The 15,831-nt window shown below is 69.6% G+C and carries 10 protein-coding genes; 6 read left to right on the forward strand and 4 right to left on the reverse strand.

What is annotated here, in order from left to right:
* Positions 1-99: 99 nt before the first annotated feature.
* Together raiA and AB0Q90_RS31580 are read left to right on the forward strand one after the other, a co-directional pair.
* Complete coding sequence (gene raiA / locus AB0Q90_RS31575; protein WP_363165689.1) at positions 100-825, forward strand: ribosome-associated translation inhibitor RaiA; 726 nt, start codon at positions 100-102, stop codon at positions 823-825.
* Positions 826-1,027: 202 nt separating this feature from the next.
* Positions 1,028-1,774: a response regulator transcription factor gene (locus AB0Q90_RS31580; RefSeq protein ID WP_363165667.1), complete on the forward strand. Its 747-nt coding sequence runs from the start codon at positions 1,028-1,030 to the stop codon at positions 1,772-1,774.
* 3 nt (positions 1,775-1,777) lie between these two features.
* Here the strand turns inward: AB0Q90_RS31580 and AB0Q90_RS31585 are convergent, their stop codons facing one another.
* Together AB0Q90_RS31585 and AB0Q90_RS31590 are read right to left on the reverse strand one after the other, a co-directional pair.
* The gene (locus AB0Q90_RS31585; protein ID WP_363165668.1) at positions 1,778-2,977 is read right to left on the reverse strand and encodes a crosslink repair DNA glycosylase YcaQ family protein; all 1,200 of its coding nucleotides are present in this window, start codon (positions 2,975-2,977) and stop codon (positions 1,778-1,780) included.
* A gap of 248 nt (positions 2,978-3,225) precedes the next feature.
* Entirely contained in the window at positions 3,226-3,807 is a 582-nt protein-coding gene (locus AB0Q90_RS31590; RefSeq protein WP_363165669.1) for a GNAT family N-acetyltransferase, read from the reverse strand.
* Positions 3,808-4,077: 270 nt separating this feature from the next.
* Between AB0Q90_RS31590 and secA the strand changes: the two genes are divergently transcribed.
* Positions 4,078-6,918, forward strand: a complete 2,841-nt coding sequence (gene secA, locus AB0Q90_RS31595; protein ID WP_363165670.1) for a preprotein translocase subunit SecA — start codon at positions 4,078-4,080, stop codon at positions 6,916-6,918.
* 123 nt (positions 6,919-7,041) lie between these two features.
* Here the strand turns inward: secA and AB0Q90_RS31600 are convergent, their stop codons facing one another.
* Positions 7,042-7,806 carry an Rv3235 family protein gene (locus AB0Q90_RS31600; protein ID WP_363165671.1) on the reverse strand — a complete coding sequence of 255 codons (765 nt, stop codon included), beginning with the start codon at positions 7,804-7,806 and terminating at the stop codon, positions 7,042-7,044.
* Positions 7,807-8,139: 333 nt separating this feature from the next.
* On the opposite strand from AB0Q90_RS31600, the gene AB0Q90_RS31605 reads away from it, so the two are divergent.
* Together AB0Q90_RS31605 and AB0Q90_RS31610 are read left to right on the forward strand one after the other, a co-directional pair.
* The gene (locus AB0Q90_RS31605) at positions 8,140-8,655 is read left to right on the forward strand and encodes a hypothetical protein (protein ID WP_363165672.1); all 516 of its coding nucleotides are present in this window, start codon (positions 8,140-8,142) and stop codon (positions 8,653-8,655) included.
* Between the two features lie 92 nt (positions 8,656-8,747).
* The gene (locus AB0Q90_RS31610; RefSeq protein WP_363165674.1) at positions 8,748-9,413 is read left to right on the forward strand and encodes an HAD family hydrolase; all 666 of its coding nucleotides are present in this window, start codon (positions 8,748-8,750) and stop codon (positions 9,411-9,413) included.
* 96 nt (positions 9,414-9,509) lie between these two features.
* On the opposite strand, the gene AB0Q90_RS31615 is transcribed toward AB0Q90_RS31610, so the two are convergent.
* Positions 9,510-10,076, reverse strand: a complete 567-nt coding sequence (locus AB0Q90_RS31615; RefSeq protein WP_363165675.1) for a DJ-1/PfpI family protein — start codon at positions 10,074-10,076, stop codon at positions 9,510-9,512.
* Positions 10,077-10,880: 804 nt separating this feature from the next.
* On the opposite strand from AB0Q90_RS31615, the gene AB0Q90_RS31620 reads away from it, so the two are divergent.
* Complete coding sequence (locus tag AB0Q90_RS31620; RefSeq protein WP_363165676.1) at positions 10,881-15,809, forward strand: NAD-glutamate dehydrogenase; 4,929 nt, start codon at positions 10,881-10,883, stop codon at positions 15,807-15,809.
* Positions 15,810-15,831: the final 22 nt, after the last annotated feature.

Here is a 15,831-nt window from a genome sequence, read left to right on the forward strand (position 1 = left end):
GGTGGAGATCTTGCCCATGGGGGAGGAGGAGGTGGAAGTCACCGAGTCCGAGGTTCCGGGGTTCGCCGGAGCCTGGTGCAAAAGGGAGATGCTCCGCAGCTGAGGCGGAGCGATCCGGGAACGGAGTTCTGCGTGGACATCGTCGTCAAGGGCCGCAAGACCGAGGTGCCCGAGCGGTTCCGCAAGCACGTGGCCGAGAAGCTGAAGCTGGAGAAGATCCAGAAGCTCGATGGCAAGGTGATCAGCCTCGACGTCGAGGTGTCCAAGGAGCCCAACCCCCGGCAGGCCGACCGTTGCGACCGAGTGGAGATCACGCTCCGCTCCCGCGGTCCGGTGATCCGGGCAGAGGCAGCGGCCAGCGATCCGTACGCGGCGCTCGATCTGGCGGCGGAGAAGCTGGACGCCCGGCTGCGCAAGCAGCACGACAAGCGTTTCTCGCGTCGGGGCGCGCGCCGGCTCACGGCAGCCGAGGTCCCTGACCACGTTCCGGGCGCAGCGACGCTCAACGGGAACGGCCACACCTTCCAGGAGGAAGAGGCGGACGGAGTTCCCACCAAGAAGATCGGCTCGCTGGAAGTGAAGGGTGAAGGCCCCCTCATCGTCCGCGAGAAGACGCACGTAGCCTCCCCGATGACCCTCGACCAGGCCCTCTACGAGATGGAACTGGTCGGGCACGACTTCTACCTGTTCGTCGACTCCGAGACGAAGGAACCGAGTGTCGTCTACCGGCGACACGCCTACGACTACGGCGTCATCCACCTCAACACGGACCCGATGGTCACCCAGGGGCAGACCCCCGCGGCGGGTGGCACGCTGGGCGGCTGAGGCCCCCGGCCGATGGCTGAGCCGGTGCCCCTGGAGCGCGTGTGCGCCCCCAGGGGCACCGGTGTGCGACCACTTCGCGCCCCGCTCTGTCACCGCAGTGTCGGCTGGGCATGAAATCATGGCCGCACCGGCCCAACCGGTGGGCCGCGGCCTTGGGTTGGCGATGGCACATGACCAGCCACAGCCTTCAGGGGGAGGAACGATGGCGGACAGCTTCGGACCGATGCAGGACGAGGATGCCGACGGCGGCGTCGTCGGCCTGGGCCCGGACGTGGGCTCCTCACGCAAGGAGCCGATCAGAGTCCTCGTCGTGGACGACCATGCCCTCTTCCGTCGGGGACTGGAGATCGTGCTCGCGGCCGAGGAGGACATCCAGGTCGTGGGGGAGGCGGGCGACGGCGCCGAGGCCGTCGACAAGGCTGCCGACCTGCTGCCCGACATCGTCCTGATGGATGTGCGGATGCCGAAGCGCGGCGGGATCGAGGCCTGCACCTCCATCAAGGAAGTGGCCCCCAGCGCCAAGATCATCATGCTGACGATCAGCGACGAGGAGGCGGACCTCTACGACGCGATCAAGGCGGGCGCGACCGGCTATCTCCTCAAGGAGATCTCCACGGACGAGGTGGCGACCGCCATTCGCGCGGTGGCCGACGGGCAGTCCCAGATCAGCCCGTCCATGGCCTCGAAGCTGCTCACCGAGTTCAAGTCGATGATCCAGCGGACGGACGAGCGTCGGCTCGTGCCCGCGCCGCGGCTGACGGACCGTGAGCTGGAGGTCCTCAAGCTCGTCGCCACAGGCATGAACAACCGCGATATCGCCAAGGAACTGTTCATCTCCGAGAACACGGTGAAGAACCACGTGCGCAACATCCTGGAGAAGCTTCAGCTGCATTCCAGGATGGAGGCGGTGGTGTACGCGATGCGGGAGAAGATCCTCGAAATCCGGTAGGCGTCAGGCCAGGGCGCGGGCGAGCTCGGCCGTGAGGGGCTCGCGCAGTTCCGGTGCCTCGACCTGCTCCACCCGTACGTTCGTGCAGGCCACCCAGCTCGCCGCCTCTACCAGTGCCTGGGCGATGGCCGGGACCGCCTTCGGGCCGTCCAGGGTGACCTGCTTCGCCACCAGGGTGCGGCCCTCGCGGGCCGGGTCCACCCGGCCGACGAGACGGCCGCCGGCCAGCACCGGCATCGCGAAGTAGCCGTAGATCCTCTTCTGCTTGGGGACGTAGGCCTCCAGGCGGTGGGTGAAGCCGAAGATCCGTTCTGTTCGGGCCCGTTCCCAGATGAGGGAGTCGAAGGGGGACAGAAGGGTGGTGCGGTGGCGGCCGCGCGGGGGCGTCTCCAGGGCCGCCGGGTCGGCCCAGGCCGGCTTGCTCCAGCCCGCCACCGTGACCGGGACCAGGCCGGAGTCGGCGATCACCGCGTCGACCTGCTCGCCCTTGAGGCGGTGGTAGTCGGCGATGTCCGCGCGGGTGCCGACGCCGAGGGACTGACCCGCCAGGCGGACCAGGCGGCGCAGGCATTCGGTGTCGTCCAGTTCGTCGTGCAGCAAGGAGGCCGGGACGGCGCGCTCGGCGAGGTCGTAGACGCGCTTCCAGCCGCGGCGCTCGACGCAGACCACCTCGCCGTACATGAGTGCGCGCTCGACGGCGACCTTCGAGCCGGACCAGTCCCACCAGTCGCTGGTCTTCTTCGCGCCGCCCAATTCGGTGGCCGTGAGCGGGCCTTCGGCCTTCAGCTGCTTGATCACCTGGTCGTAGGAGCCGTCGGGGAGCTGGTGGTTCCAGTGCGGGCGGTTGCGGTAGGCGCGGCGGCGGAAGGCGAAGTGGGGCCACTCCTCGACCGGGAGAATGCAGGCCGCGTGCGACCAGTACTCGAAGGCGTGGGGCTGTGCCGTGGGAGTGCCGACGGAAGCGGTGTTCCAGTAGGCGTGCTCGACGGTGGTGCGGCCCACGGCTCCCAGGCGGGCGTACGGGATGAGTTCGTGGGAGCGGGCGAGGACCGAGATGGTGTCGAGCTGGACCGCGCCGAGGTGACGGAGGATGCCGCGGACGCCGGACCTGCGGTCGGGGGTGCCGAGGAAGCCCTGGGCGCGCAGGGCGATGCGGCGGGCCTCGTCGGCCGAGAGGTCGGTGATGGGGCGCGGGGTCGTCATGGTCGGCACGATAGGGGGTGGCACTGACAGTGGGGGGTGAGCTGGGGGTTCGGGGTCGACGGGGTGGGGCGGGGGTGGGTTTCGATCGCCTGCGCTGGTGGGGTGCCGTCGGCTGGGGCCGGCGTGGGGGTGGGTGCGCTCGCCCGCGCTTGCGGGGTGCCGCTGCGCCCACCCGTGCGCCCCAGCGGCACGACTGCCCGCAGCTGCGGCGGTGAGAAGGTGTTGCCTGACGGCGTGATGGCTCGCAGCTACGCCGGCTGGGCTCTTGCCGGCAGGTACGGGGCCGTCGACGGCAGGCCCAGGTCCGAGGGGAGCAAGGAACCCACCCAGCAGTCCCGGCGTACGCCTTGGTTGAGGAGGGCGGAGCGGAGGGTGCCTTCGAGGGTGAAGCCGGTGTGTTCGGCGACCGCGCGGGAGGGGGCGTTGCCCACCTCCGCGCGCCATTCCACCCGGTCGATCGCGAGGTGGACGAAGGCCCAGCGGGACGCGGTGAGAACGGCCTCGGTGACGTAGCCGTTGCCGCGGTGCTCCTTCGCGGCCCAGAAGCCGATCTCGGCCTCGCTCATGGAACGCATGGTCAGGCCGAGCATGCCCACCAGGTCCTCCCCTTCGGGGAGGAAGAGCCCCCAGGTGAACATCGAACCGTTTCTCCAGCCCTCCGGGACCAGTTGGTCCGTGAAGCTGCGGGCGTGCTCGTGGAGATAGGGCGAGGGCATCGTGGTCCAGCGCTGGATGTCGGGGTCCTGGACGGCCTCGTAAATGGTGTCGGTGTCCTGCGGGCCGACCGTGCGCATGATGAGGCGGCCCGTGGTGAGCGTGACGGGTTCCATCGGCCGATTCTGCTCGGGGGGTCACCGAACGCGCCATCCATTTCGCGTTGAGTGAGCGCCTGGTCGCATTCCGCACAATTCATGAGAGGAACGCGGCACCATCCGCGACCCCCGGCCGTTGTCCCCTTTGACGGAGATTTGAAGCAGCGAAGGGTCGGCGTCCCCGGCAGGCTCCCGGCGTGGTGGGGTCCTCGCATACGATGGCCGTTGCTCAGTCACGTCAAATGGAACCGACCGTCCCAGGCCCGACCGGCAAGGAGACCAACCCCCGTGTCCGTCCTCTCGAAGATCATGCGTGCAGGCGAAGGCAAGATCCTGCGCAAGCTGCACCGCATCGCGGACCAGGTCAACTCCATCGAAGAGGACTTCGTCGACCTCTCCGACGCCGAGCTGCGGGCTCTCACCGAGGAGTACAAGCAGCGCTACGCCGATGGTGAGAGCCTGGACGACCTGCTCCCCGAGGCGTTTGCCACAGTCCGCGAGGCCGCCAAGCGCGTCCTCGGCCAGCGTCACTACGACGTGCAGATCATGGGCGGCGCCGCCCTCCACCTCGGCTACGTGGCCGAGATGAAGACCGGTGAGGGCAAGACCCTCGTGGGCACCCTCCCCGCGTATCTGAACGCGCTGGCCGGCAAGGGCGTCCACCTGATCACGGTCAACGACTACCTGGCCGAGCGCGACTCCGAGATGATGGGCCGCGTCCACAAGTTCCTGGGCCTGAACGTCGGTTGCATTCTCGCCAACATGACGCCGGCCCAGCGCCGCGAGCAGTACGCGTGCGACATCACGTACGGCACGAACAACGAGTTCGGCTTCGACTACCTGCGCGACAACATGGCGTGGTCCAAGGACGAGCTCGTCCAGCGCGGCCACAACTTCGCCATCGTCGACGAGGTCGACTCCATCCTCGTCGACGAGGCCCGTACGCCGCTGATCATCTCCGGCCCGGCCGACCAGGCCACCAAGTGGTACGGCGACTTCGCCAAGCTGGTCATCCGCCTGAAGAAGGGCGAGCCCGGCAACCCCCTCAAGGGCATCGAGGAGACCGGCGACTACGAGGTCGACGAGAAGAAGCGCACGGTCGCCATCCACGAGTCCGGCGTCAGCAAGGTCGAGGACTGGCTGGGCATCGACAACCTCTACGAGTCGGTGAACACGCCTCTGGTGGGCTACCTGAACAACGCCATCAAGGCCAAGGAGCTCTTCAAGAAGGACAAGGACTACGTCGTCATCGACGGCGAAGTCATGATCGTCGACGAGCACACCGGCCGTATCCTCGCCGGCCGCCGCTACAACGAGGGCATGCACCAGGCGATCGAGGCGAAGGAAGGGGTGGCGATCAAGGACGAGAACCAGACGCTCGCCACGATCACCCTGCAGAACTTCTTCCGCCTCTACAAGCGCCACGACCAGGACGGCAAGGAACAGCCCGGCCTGTCCGGCATGACCGGTACGGCGATGACCGAGGCCGCCGAGTTCCACCAGATCTACAAGCTCGGCGTCGTCCCGATCCCGACCAACAAGCCGATGATCCGCAACGACCAGTCGGACCTGATCTACCGCACCGAGGTCGCGAAGTTCGAGGCGGTCGTCGACGACATCGTCGAGAAGCACGAGAAGGGCCAGCCGATCCTCGTCGGTACGACGTCGGTCGAGAAGTCCGAGTACCTGTCGCAGCAGCTGAGCAAGCGCGGCGTCCAGCACGAAGTGCTGAACGCCAAGCAGCACGACCGTGAGGCGATCATCGTCGCCCAGGCCGGCCGCAAGGGCGCCGTGACCGTGGCCACCAACATGGCCGGCCGTGGTACGGACATCAAGCTCGGCGGCAACCCCGAGGACCTCGCCGAGGCGGAGCTGCGCCAGCGCGGCCTCGACCCCGAGGAGCACATCGAGGAGTGGGCGCACGCCCTGCCCGCCGCCCTGGAGAAGGCCGAGCACGCGGTCAAGGCCGAGAAGGACGAGGTCGAGAGCCTCGGCGGTCTCTACGTCCTGGGCACCGAGCGCCACGAGTCGCGGCGTATCGACAACCAGCTGCGCGGTCGTTCCGGCCGTCAGGGCGACCCGGGCGAGTCCCGCTTCTACCTGTCCCTGGGCGACGACCTCATGCGTCTGTTCAAGGCGCAGATGGTCGAGCGCGTGATGTCGATGGCGAACGTCCCGGACGACGTGCCGATCGAGAACAAGATGGTCACGCGCGCGATCGCGTCCGCGCAGTCGCAGGTCGAGCAGCAGAACTTCGAGACGCGCAAGAACGTCCTGAAGTACGACGAGGTCCTCAACCGCCAGCGCGAGGTCATCTACGGCGAGCGTCGCCGCGTCCTGGAGGGCGAGGACCTGCACGAGCAGGTGCAGCACTTCATGGACGACACGATCGACGCGTACATCACGGCGGAGACCGCCGAGGGCTTCGCCGAGGAGTGGGACCTGGACCGGCTGTGGGGCGCCTTCAAGCAGCTCTACCCGGTGGCGGTCACCATCGACGAGCTGGAGGAGACGGCCGGTGACCGTGCGGGTCTGACCGCCGAGTTCGTCTCCGACTCCATCAAGGACGACATCCACTCCCAGTACGAGGCGCGTGAGGCGCAGCTGGGCTCCGAGATCATGCGTGAGCTGGAGCGCCGGGTCGTGCTGTCGGTCCTGGACCGCAAGTGGCGCGAGCACCTCTACGAGATGGACTACCTCCAGGAGGGCATCGGCCTGCGCGCGATGGCGCAGAAGGACCCGCTGGTCGAGTACCAGCGCGAGGGCTTCGACATGTTCACCGCGATGATGGAGGGCATCAAGGAGGAGTCCGTCGGCTACCTGTTCAACCTGGAGGTCCAGGTCGAGCAGCAGGTCGAGGAGGTCCCGGTCGAGGACGCCAAGCCGTCGCTCGACAAGCAGGACGCGGTGCCGGCCCAGGCGGGTGCCCGTCCGGAGATCCGCGCCAAGGGTCTCGACGCCCCGCAGCGGCGGAACCTGCACTTCTCCGCGCCGACGGTCGACGGCGAGGGCGGCACCGTCGAGGGCGACTGGGACGACGACGGCGAGCCGGTGCGTTCGGAGGCCGACGGTCTCACGCGCGCGGAGCGGCGCAAGCAGTCCCGTGGCGGGCGTCGCCGCAAGAAGTAGCCGGGCGCGGTGCCCGAGAGGGCGCCGTACAGGCTGAGAGGGCCGGGTCACCTTGGGGTGCCCGGCCCTTTGGCGTGCGTACAGCGCGTGCGTATGGCGCGTGCGTACGGCGCCGGCGCGGCCTCAGTCGTCGTCCGTGCGCGGCCTGCGTGGGCCGCCCAGTTCGACCGCGGTGCAGCGCCAGCGCAGATCCCGGCCCTGTTCCAGGCGGAACGCCATCGCGCGCAGCCGGTCGCCGGCGCCGATGCGGGCGAAGACCTCGATGGCGCCGGGGGAGGGGACGTAGTAGCCGATGTCCCGGACGACGGGGCGGGTGCCGCGGGTGGTGCGCAGGGGGCCGCGTTCGGCGAGCCAGGCCAGGTCGTCGTAGGCGCGGCCCGCGGTGTGCCGGAGCATGAAGTGGACGGGGCGCTGTCCGCTCAGGACCGCGAGGAGGCGGTCGGCGAAGACGTCGGTGGGGCGGGGCTGCGGGACGGCCGCGGGGACGGCGGAGACGGGGCGGCGAGGCGTCTGGGGCGGTACGGCGGGGGAAGGGGCGGTGAGGCCGCCCTGGAGGGCCGGGAAGGGGGTGCTCCGGGTTGGGGCTGGGGCCGTGTCCGTGAGGGTGGCTGTGGCCGTGGGGGTGGAGCGGTTGTCCGGTGCCGTGCCGCGGCGCTTCGACGTCGTGTCGCTCGGGGCCGGGGTTGGGCGGGTGTCGCGGGGCCTGGTGCGGGTGGAGAGCCTGCCGGAGGGCGGGGAGCCCGGGGGGCGGCCGTCGGGGGTTGCTGTGCGGGTGGCGCCCGAGCCCGGGATGCGGGGTGGGGTGCCGCCGGGGCGGCGCGTGTCGCGGCGGCCCGGCGGGCGGGCGCCCGGGTGGTGGCCCTGTGCCCTCGTCATGACCTTGTTCATGGGTGCCCCTCGCATCGACGGGCCCGGGCGATACCGGGCAGTAACTTCGCGGTTGGGGATCTTGTACGGGGATGGCGAGGGCGACGGCAAGCGTGGGTGGGGGTCGGGTGCAGGGGCCGGAAAGTTCACTTATCCGGGTGAGACGGGGTGGGCGGAGCCCGGGTCGGCGGGGGTGTGGGGGGTGAGTTTCGGGACGGGGGTGGACGGTGTCGGGGGCATGGGTGGGGACTCGAAAGGGGACGCCCGCACGTATCCTGAAGGCCCTTCGGGAAGTGCGGGAACGCCTTCTCCGGAGACCTCTGCGGAGCCCTCCGACCACGAAAGCGGCCAGCCATGCGCGTCTACGTCCCTCTGACCCTTCTCGGTCTCGCCGAGGCGTACGAGACGGGTGAACTGGGGGCCGGGTCGCTCGTCGCCTACGCCGTCACGCCCGGGCTGCGCGAGTGGTACCTCTCCGACGACATCGAGGAGCTGGAGTACGCCGCGCTGAACCGTGCCGCGCTGGCCTCCCTGCGGCTGCTGGCGGCGGAACCGGGGGCGTTGCGGCGTCGGGTCGTGGTCGCCGTCGACGTGCCCGACGGGGCGGCGACGGCCGACCCCGACCGGGGGCTCGACCCGGCGGCGCTCGGTGAGGTGCGCGTGTCGGGGCCCGTACCGCTGGCGAAGGCCGCGTCGGTGCATGTCGATGCCGATGACGCGGAGGCGGACGTGACCGCCGCGGCCGCCGCGCTGGAGGCGGCGGACGGCGGGGACGACGACGCGCAGTTCGTCGTGGACGGGGCCGAGGACCACGAGCTGCTGTGGTACGCGACGCAGGAGATCCCGAACCTGGTGGGGCTCGGCGGCTGAGTGTGCCGGTGGTGCCTGCTGTGCCTGCTACGGCTCTGTGGCTGTGACCTGCGGTTCTCTTGATTGTCAGTGGCGGCGGGTACGTTTTTGGCATGGGGAAGCAGACAGGAGCGCACATTGTCTGGGACTGGAACGGGACGCTGTTCCATGACAATGACGCGATCATCGGGGCGACGAACGCGGCGTTCGCCGAGCTGGGGCTGGCGCCGATCACGATGGAGCAGTACCGGGCGCTGTACTGCGTGCCGGTGCCGAAGTTCTACGAGCGGCTGCTCGGGCGGCTGCCGACGGACGCCGAGTGGGAGGTCATGGATGAGACCTTCCACCGGTACTACGCCGAGCACCGGGTGCGGTGCGGGCTGACCGCGGGTGTGACCGAGCTGCTGGCGGACTGGCGGTCGTCGGGGCGCAGCCAGTCGATTCTCAGCATGTACGTCCATGACGAACTGGTTCCGCTGGTGCGGGGGTTCGGGATCGAGGGGCACTTCATACGGGTCGACGGGCGGACCGGGCCGTCCGGAGGCAGCAAGGCCGAGCACATGGTGCGGCACCTCGGGGCGCTGGCCGGGGTTGATCCCGCGCGGACGGTGGTGATCGGGGACGCTGCCGATGACGCGGTGGCGGCGCGGCATGTGGGGGCGCGGGCCGTGCTGTACACCGGGGGGTCGCACGGGCGGGCCAGCCTTGAGGAAGCGGGGGTGCCGGTGGTGGACACCTTGGACGAGGCGGTTGCGGAGGCGGAGCGGCTGGCGGCGTAGGGGGAGCGGGGGTGGGGCGTGCGGCCGGCCCTCGCAAGGAGCCCGTCGCACGACCCACCTGGGGTCCTTTGAGGTCAGACCCGTCCGGGGTTCCGGTCAGGTCACCGGTGCCTTCGCGCGCAGGACCGTGAGGAACTCTCGCATCCAGGCGGAGTGGTCCGGCCAGGCGCGGGAGGAGACCAGGGTGCCGTCGACGACCGCCTCGGCGTCCTGGAAAGTGGCGCCGGCGGCCTGCATGTCGATTTCCAGGGCGGGGTACGCCGTGACGCGGCGGCCGCGGAGGCCGTCGATCGCGGCGGTGAGCAGGGGGCCGTGGCAGATCTGGGCGATCGGCTTGTCGGCATCGAAGAACGACTTGATGATCTTGCGGAGTTCGGGGTCGTTGCGGAGGTATTCGGGGGCGCGGCCGCCCGGGATGACGACGGCGGCGTACTGACCGGGCTCGACCTCGGAGAAGGCGAGGTCGGCGGGCCAGGTGTAGCCGGGCTTTTCGGTGTAGGTGTCGAAGCCGGGTTCGAAGTCGTGGACGACGAACTGGAGCTTCTTGCGGGTGGGGGCGGCGATGTGGACGTCGTAGCCTTCCTCGCGGAGGCGTTGGTAGGGGTACAGGACCTCCAGTGACTCTGCTGCGTCGCCGGTGACGATGAGGATTTTCGCTGTCATGTCGGTGCGCTCCCCTTGTGCCGGTGGTTGGCGTCGCCGTCGGGCGTCTCTTGGAACCGTGCCTCGGGCTGGTGGGGTTGCCAAGGGGGCCTGCGTGTGGCGTTGGGTGGCGGTTGGGGTGAGTGCACTTGCCCGGCGCCGTCGGTTCTTGCCGGCCGGGGGTGGGTCGCGCGGCCCGGCGCTTACGGGGTGCCGCGGGTTGGGGCCGGCGTGGGGGTGGGTCGCGCAGCCCGGCGCTAACGGGGCGCCGCCTGCGCCCACCCGTGCCGCCCCAGGCGGCACGCATGCCCGCAGGTTGGGCGGCTTCATCGGCACCGTCTGCTCGGGCAGCCGCCACCCCCCTGCCGCGCAGCTACGTCACCCCCACCCCCACCGCCCCTGTGCAGAACGTCAAAGTTCCACCCCTAGTTTTGTACACATACGGCTCATGACGGGCCCCCCGTCAGGAGCGATAGCCTTGTGGCGTGATCAGCGCGATAGCTCGCGGGGGCACCGTCGCCCCTGCCCTGCGCCCGGTGAGTACGGATGACATCCGTGACCGGGCGGCAGTCGCTGGTCTTCGCGGGCGGGGACGGGGCGTGAGAGTTCCCCGGATGTCGCACAACCCCACGGTGCAGATACTGCCGAGAGCAGTGTCACACCCGTCGGGTGCGGCGAAAATGGCTGATATCCCCCCGCTCATCTCACCTCGCGGCATAGCGTCGAAGCAGACCGGACACCCCGCGTCACGACGTAACGCCGGAGGAGACGAGACCGTACTTCCTTCAACGTCACGCAACGGCGCGCGACAGGAGCCAGAGGACAATGCAGACCAAGCTGGACGAAGCCAAGGCCGAGCTGCTCGAACGGGCCGCCCGGGTAGCTGAGAACAGCCCGGTCGGGGGGCACCTACCGACTGGGACACCGGGCGAGAGCACCCCGGACCGGGACACCGTGCTCTCGTTCCTCCAGCGTTACTACCTGCACACCGCCCCGGAGGACCTCAGCGACCGTGACCCGGTCGACGTCTTCGGAGCCGCTTTCTCGCACTACCGGCTGGCCGAGACGCGCCCGCAGGGCACGGCCAACGTGCGGGTCCACACGCCCACGGTGGAAGAGAACGGGTGGACCTGCAGCCACTCCGTGGTCGAGGTCGTCACCGACGACATGCCCTTCCTGGTCGACTCCGTCACCAACGAGCTGACCCGGCAGGGGCGTGGGATTCACGTCGTCATCCATCCCCAGGTCATCGTCCGCCGCGATGTCACCGGCAAGCTCGTCGAGGTGCTCACCGCGCCCCCGGCCGCCGGTGAGCGTCCGCACGACGCGCACACCGAGTCCTGGATCCACGTCGAGATCGACCGCGAGACCGACCGCGCCGATCTGAAGCAGATCACCAACGATCTGCTGCGTGTCCTGTCCGACGCCCGTGAGGCCGTCGAGGACTGGGAGAAGATGCGCGACGCGGCGATGCGCATCGGCGAGAGCCTCGGCGAGGAGGACGTGCCCGGCGACCTGGCCCGGCCCGAGGTCGAGGAGGCCCGCGAGCTGCTGCGCTGGCTGGCCGCCGATCACTTCACCTTCCTGGGCTACCGGGAGTACCAGCTGCGGGACGACGACTCCCTCGCGGCCGTCCCCGGCACCGGGCTCGGCATCCTCCGCTCCGACCCGCACCACGCCGGCGCGGACTCCCACCCCGTCAGCCCCTCCTTCGAGCGGCTGCCCGCGGACGCCCGCGCCAAGGCCCGTGAGCACAAGCTGCTGGTGCTCACCAAGGCCAACAGCCGCGCCACCGTGCACCGGCCGTCGTACCTGGACTACATCGGCGTCAAGAAGTTCGACGCGCAGGGGAACGTCGTCGGTGAGCGGCGCTTCCTCGGACTGTTCTCCTCGGCCGCGTACACCGAGTCCGTCCGCCGTGTGCCCGTCATCCGGCGCAAGGTCGACGAGGTCCTCAAGCGCGCCGGGTTCTCGCCTAACAGCCACGACGGGCGCGACCTGCTCCAGATCCTGGAGACCTACCCGCGCGACGAGCTCTTCCAGACGCCCGTCGACGAGCTCCAGTCGATCGTCACCAGCGTCCTGTACCTCCAGGAGCGCCGGCGCCTGCGGCTCTACCTGCGCCAGGACGAGTACGGGCGCTACTACTCCGCCCTCGTCTACCTGCCCCGCGACCGCTACACCACCGGCGTGCGCCTGCGGATCATCGACATCCTGAAGGAGGAGCTCGGCGGCACCAGCGTCGACTTCACCGCCTGGAACACCGAGTCGATCCTCTCCCGGCTGCACTTCGTGGTCCGTGTCCCGCAGGGCACCGAGCTGCCGGAGCTCAGCGACACCGACAAGGACCGCATCGAGGCACGGCTGGTCGAGGCGGCCCGTTCCTGGGCCGACGGCTTCGCCGAGGCGCTCAACGCCGAGCTCGGCGAGGAGCGGGCGGCGGAGCTGCTGCGCCGCTACAACAACGCCTTCCCCGAGGGCTACAAGGCCGACCACATCCCGCGCGCGGCGGTCGCCGACCTCGTCCACCTCGAACAGCTCACCGAGGAGCACAACTTCGCGCTGAGCCTGTACGAGCCCGTCGGCGCCGCTCCCGAGGAGCGCCGCTTCAAGATCTACCGCAAGGGTGCGGCGATCTCCCTCTCCGCCGTCCTGCCGGTCCTCAACCGGCTCGGCGTCGAGGTCGTCGACGAGCGGCCGTACGAACTGCGCTGCACCGACCGCAGTGTCGCCTGGATCTACGACTTCGGTCTGCGTATGCCGGCCGCGAAGAACGGCGACTACAGCGGCGACGACGCCCGCGAGCGCTTCCAGGAGGCCTTCGCCGCCACCTGGACCGGGCAGGCCGAGAACGACGGCTTCAACGCGCTGGTGCTGAGCGCCGGGCTGAGCTGGCGCCAGGCCATGGTGCTGCGGGCCTATGCGAAGTACCTGCGGCAGGCCGGTTCCACGTTCTCGCAGGACTACATGGAGGACACCCTCCGCAACAACGTCCACACCACGCGGCTGCTCGTCTCCCTGTTCGAGGCGCGGATGTCCCCGGACCGGCAGCGTGCCGGGCACGAGATCGTGGACGCGCTGCTCGAAGAGGTCGACGCGGCCCTGGAGCAGGTGGCCTCGCTCGACGAGGACCGGATCCTCAGGTCCTTCCTCACCGTCATCAAGGCGACCCTGCGGACGAACTTCTTCCAGGAGGCGCTGGGCGGCAAGCCGCACGACTACGTCTCCATGAAGTTCGACCCGCAGGCCATCCCGGACCTGCCGGCGCCGCGCCCCGAGTTCGAGATCTGGGTGTACTCGCCGCGCGTCGAGGGTGTGCACCTGCGCTTCGGCAAGGTCGCGCGCGGTGGTCTGCGCTGGTCCGACCGGCGTGAGGACTTCCGGACCGAGATCCTCGGCCTGGTCAAGGCGCAGATGGTGAAGAACACCGTCATCGTGCCGGTCGGCGCCAAGGGCGGCTTCGTCGCCAAGCAGCTGCCCGACCCGGGCGTGGACCGGGACGCGTGGCTGGCCGAGGGCATCGCCAGCTACAAGACCTTCATCTCGGCGCTGCTCGACATCACCGACAACATGGTGGCCGGAGAGGTCGTCCCGCCCGCCGACGTCGTCCGGCACGACGAGGACGACACCTACCTCGTGGTCGCCGCCGACAAGGGCACCGCGACCTTCTCCGACATCGCCAACGGGGTCGCCGAGAACTACAACTTCTGGCTCGGCGACGCCTTCGCCTCCGGCGGCTCGGCCGGTTACGACCACAAGGGCATGGGCATCACCGCCCGCGGCGCCTGGGAGTCCGTCAAGCGGCACTTCCGGGAGCTGGGCGTGGACACCCAGAGCGAGGACTTCACGGTCGTCGGCATCGGTGACATGTCCGGTGACGTGTTCGGCAACGGCATGCTGCTCAGCGAGCACATCCGGCTGGTGGCCGCCTTCGACCACCGGCACATCTTCATCGACCCGAACCCGGACGCGGCCACCTCCTACGCCGAGCGCCGCCGCGTCTTCGAGCTGCCCCGCTCCAGCTGGGCCGACTACAGCACCGAGCTGATCTCGGCGGGCGGCGGCGTCTTCCCGCGTACCGCCAAGGCGATCCAGGTCAACGCCCACATCCGCGAGGCCCTCGGCATCGAGGGCAAGGTGTCCAAGATGACGCCGGCCGAGCTGATGAAGGCGATCCTGAAGGCGCCGGTGGACCTGCTGTGGAACGGCGGCATCGGTACGTACGTCAAGGCCTCCGTCGAGACCCACGCGGACGTCGGCGACAAGGCCAACGACGCCATCCGGGTCGACGGCGCCGATCTGCGCGTCAAGGTCGTCGGCGAGGGCGGCAACCTGGGCCTGACCCAGCTCGGCCGGATCGAGTTCGCCACGCACGGCGGCCGGGTCAACACCGACGCCATCGACAACAGCGCGGGCGTGGACACCTCCGACCACGAGGTGAACATCAAGATCCTGCTCAACGGCCTGGTGACCGAGGGCGACATGACCGTCAAGCAGCGCAACAAGCTGCTCGCGGAAATGACCGACGAGGTCGGCCGGCTGGTCCTGCGCAACAACTACGCGCAGAACACGGCGATCGCCAACGCCCTGACCCAGTCCAAGGACATGCTCCACGCCCAGCAGCGCTTCATGCGCCACCTGGTGCGCGAGGGCCGGCTGGACCGGGGGCTGGAGTTCCTGCCCACCGACCGCCAGATCCGCGAACGCCTCAACCAGGGCCACGGTCTGACCGGCCCGGAGACGGCCGTCCTGCTGGCGTACACGAAGATCACGGTCGCCGAGGAGCTGCTGCACACCTCGCTGCCGGACGACCCGTATCTGCACCGGCTGCTGCACGCGTACTTCCCGTCCGCGCTGCGCGAGAACTTCTCCGAGCACATCGACAACCACCCGCTGCGCCGTGAGATCACCACGACCGTGCTGGTCAACGACACGGTCAACACGGGCGGTACGACCTACCTGCACCGGCTGCGCGAGGAGACCGGTGCCTCGCTGGAGGAGATCGTCCGGGCGCAGACCGTGGCCCGCGCGATCTTCCGCGCGGCGGCGGTGTGGGACGCGGTGGAGGCCCTGGACAACCAGGCCGAGGCCGACGTGCTCACCCGGATCCGGCTGCACTCGCGCCGGCTGGTGGAGCGCGGCACGCGCTGGCTGCTCAACAACCGGCCGCAGCCGCTCCAGCTCACCGAGACCGTCGAGTTCTTCGGCGAGCGGGTCGAGCAGGTGTGGCAGCAGCTGCCGAAGCTGCTGCGCGGCGCGGACCTGGAGTGGTACCAGCAGATCTTCGACGAGCTGTCCGGCGCCGGCGTCCCGGACGAACTCGCCACGCGCGTGGCCGGGTTCTCCTCCGCCTTCCCGGCGCTCGACATCGTCTCGGTGGCCGACCGCATGGGCAGGGAGCCGCTGGATGTCGCCGAGGTCTACTACGACCTCGCCGACCGGCTGCGGATCACCCAGCTCATGGACCGCATCATCGAGCTGCCCCGCAGCGACCGCTGGCAGTCCATGGCCCGCGCCTCCATCCGCGAGGACCTGTACGCGGCGCACTCCGCGCTGACCTCGGACGTTCTCGCGGTCGGCAACGGCACCTCCACGCCGGAGCAGCGCTTCAAGGCGTGGGAGCAGAAGAACGCGGCGATCCTCGGCCGGGCGCGCACCACCCTGGAGGAGATCCAGGGCTCGGACGCGTTCGACCTCGCCAACCTGTCGGTGGCGATGCGGACGATGCGGTCGCTGCTGCGCACGCATTCGTAGGCGGTACGACGACCAGGGCGCC

The organism is Streptomyces sp. NPDC079141 (assembly GCF_040686775.1).
In the GTDB taxonomy this organism is placed as follows: Bacteria; Actinomycetota; Actinomycetes; order Streptomycetales; family Streptomycetaceae; genus Streptomyces.

What these genes read in the sequence shown, in the direction of transcription:
- AB0Q90_RS31590 (WP_363165669.1), bottom strand. Translation starts at nt 3,807, where the DNA reads ATGGAACCCGTCACGCTCACCACGGGCCGCCTCATCATGCGCACGGTC.
- AB0Q90_RS31615 (WP_363165675.1), bottom strand. Translation starts at nt 10,076, where the DNA reads ATGACAGCGAAAATCCTCATCGTCACCGGCGACGCAGCAGAGTCACTG.
- AB0Q90_RS31600 (WP_363165671.1), bottom strand. Translation starts at nt 7,806, where the DNA reads ATGAACAAGGTCATGACGAGGGCACAGGGCCACCACCCGGGCGCCCGC.
- AB0Q90_RS31585 (WP_363165668.1), bottom strand. Translation starts at nt 2,977, where the DNA reads ATGACGACCCCGCGCCCCATCACCGACCTCTCGGCCGACGAGGCCCGC.
- AB0Q90_RS31605 (WP_363165672.1), top strand. Translation starts at nt 8,140, where the DNA reads ATGCGCGTCTACGTCCCTCTGACCCTTCTCGGTCTCGCCGAGGCGTAC.
- AB0Q90_RS31580 (WP_363165667.1), top strand. Translation starts at nt 1,028, where the DNA reads ATGGCGGACAGCTTCGGACCGATGCAGGACGAGGATGCCGACGGCGGC.
- AB0Q90_RS31620 (WP_363165676.1), top strand. Translation starts at nt 10,881, where the DNA reads ATGCAGACCAAGCTGGACGAAGCCAAGGCCGAGCTGCTCGAACGGGCC.
- AB0Q90_RS31610 (WP_363165674.1), top strand. Translation starts at nt 8,748, where the DNA reads ATGGGGAAGCAGACAGGAGCGCACATTGTCTGGGACTGGAACGGGACG.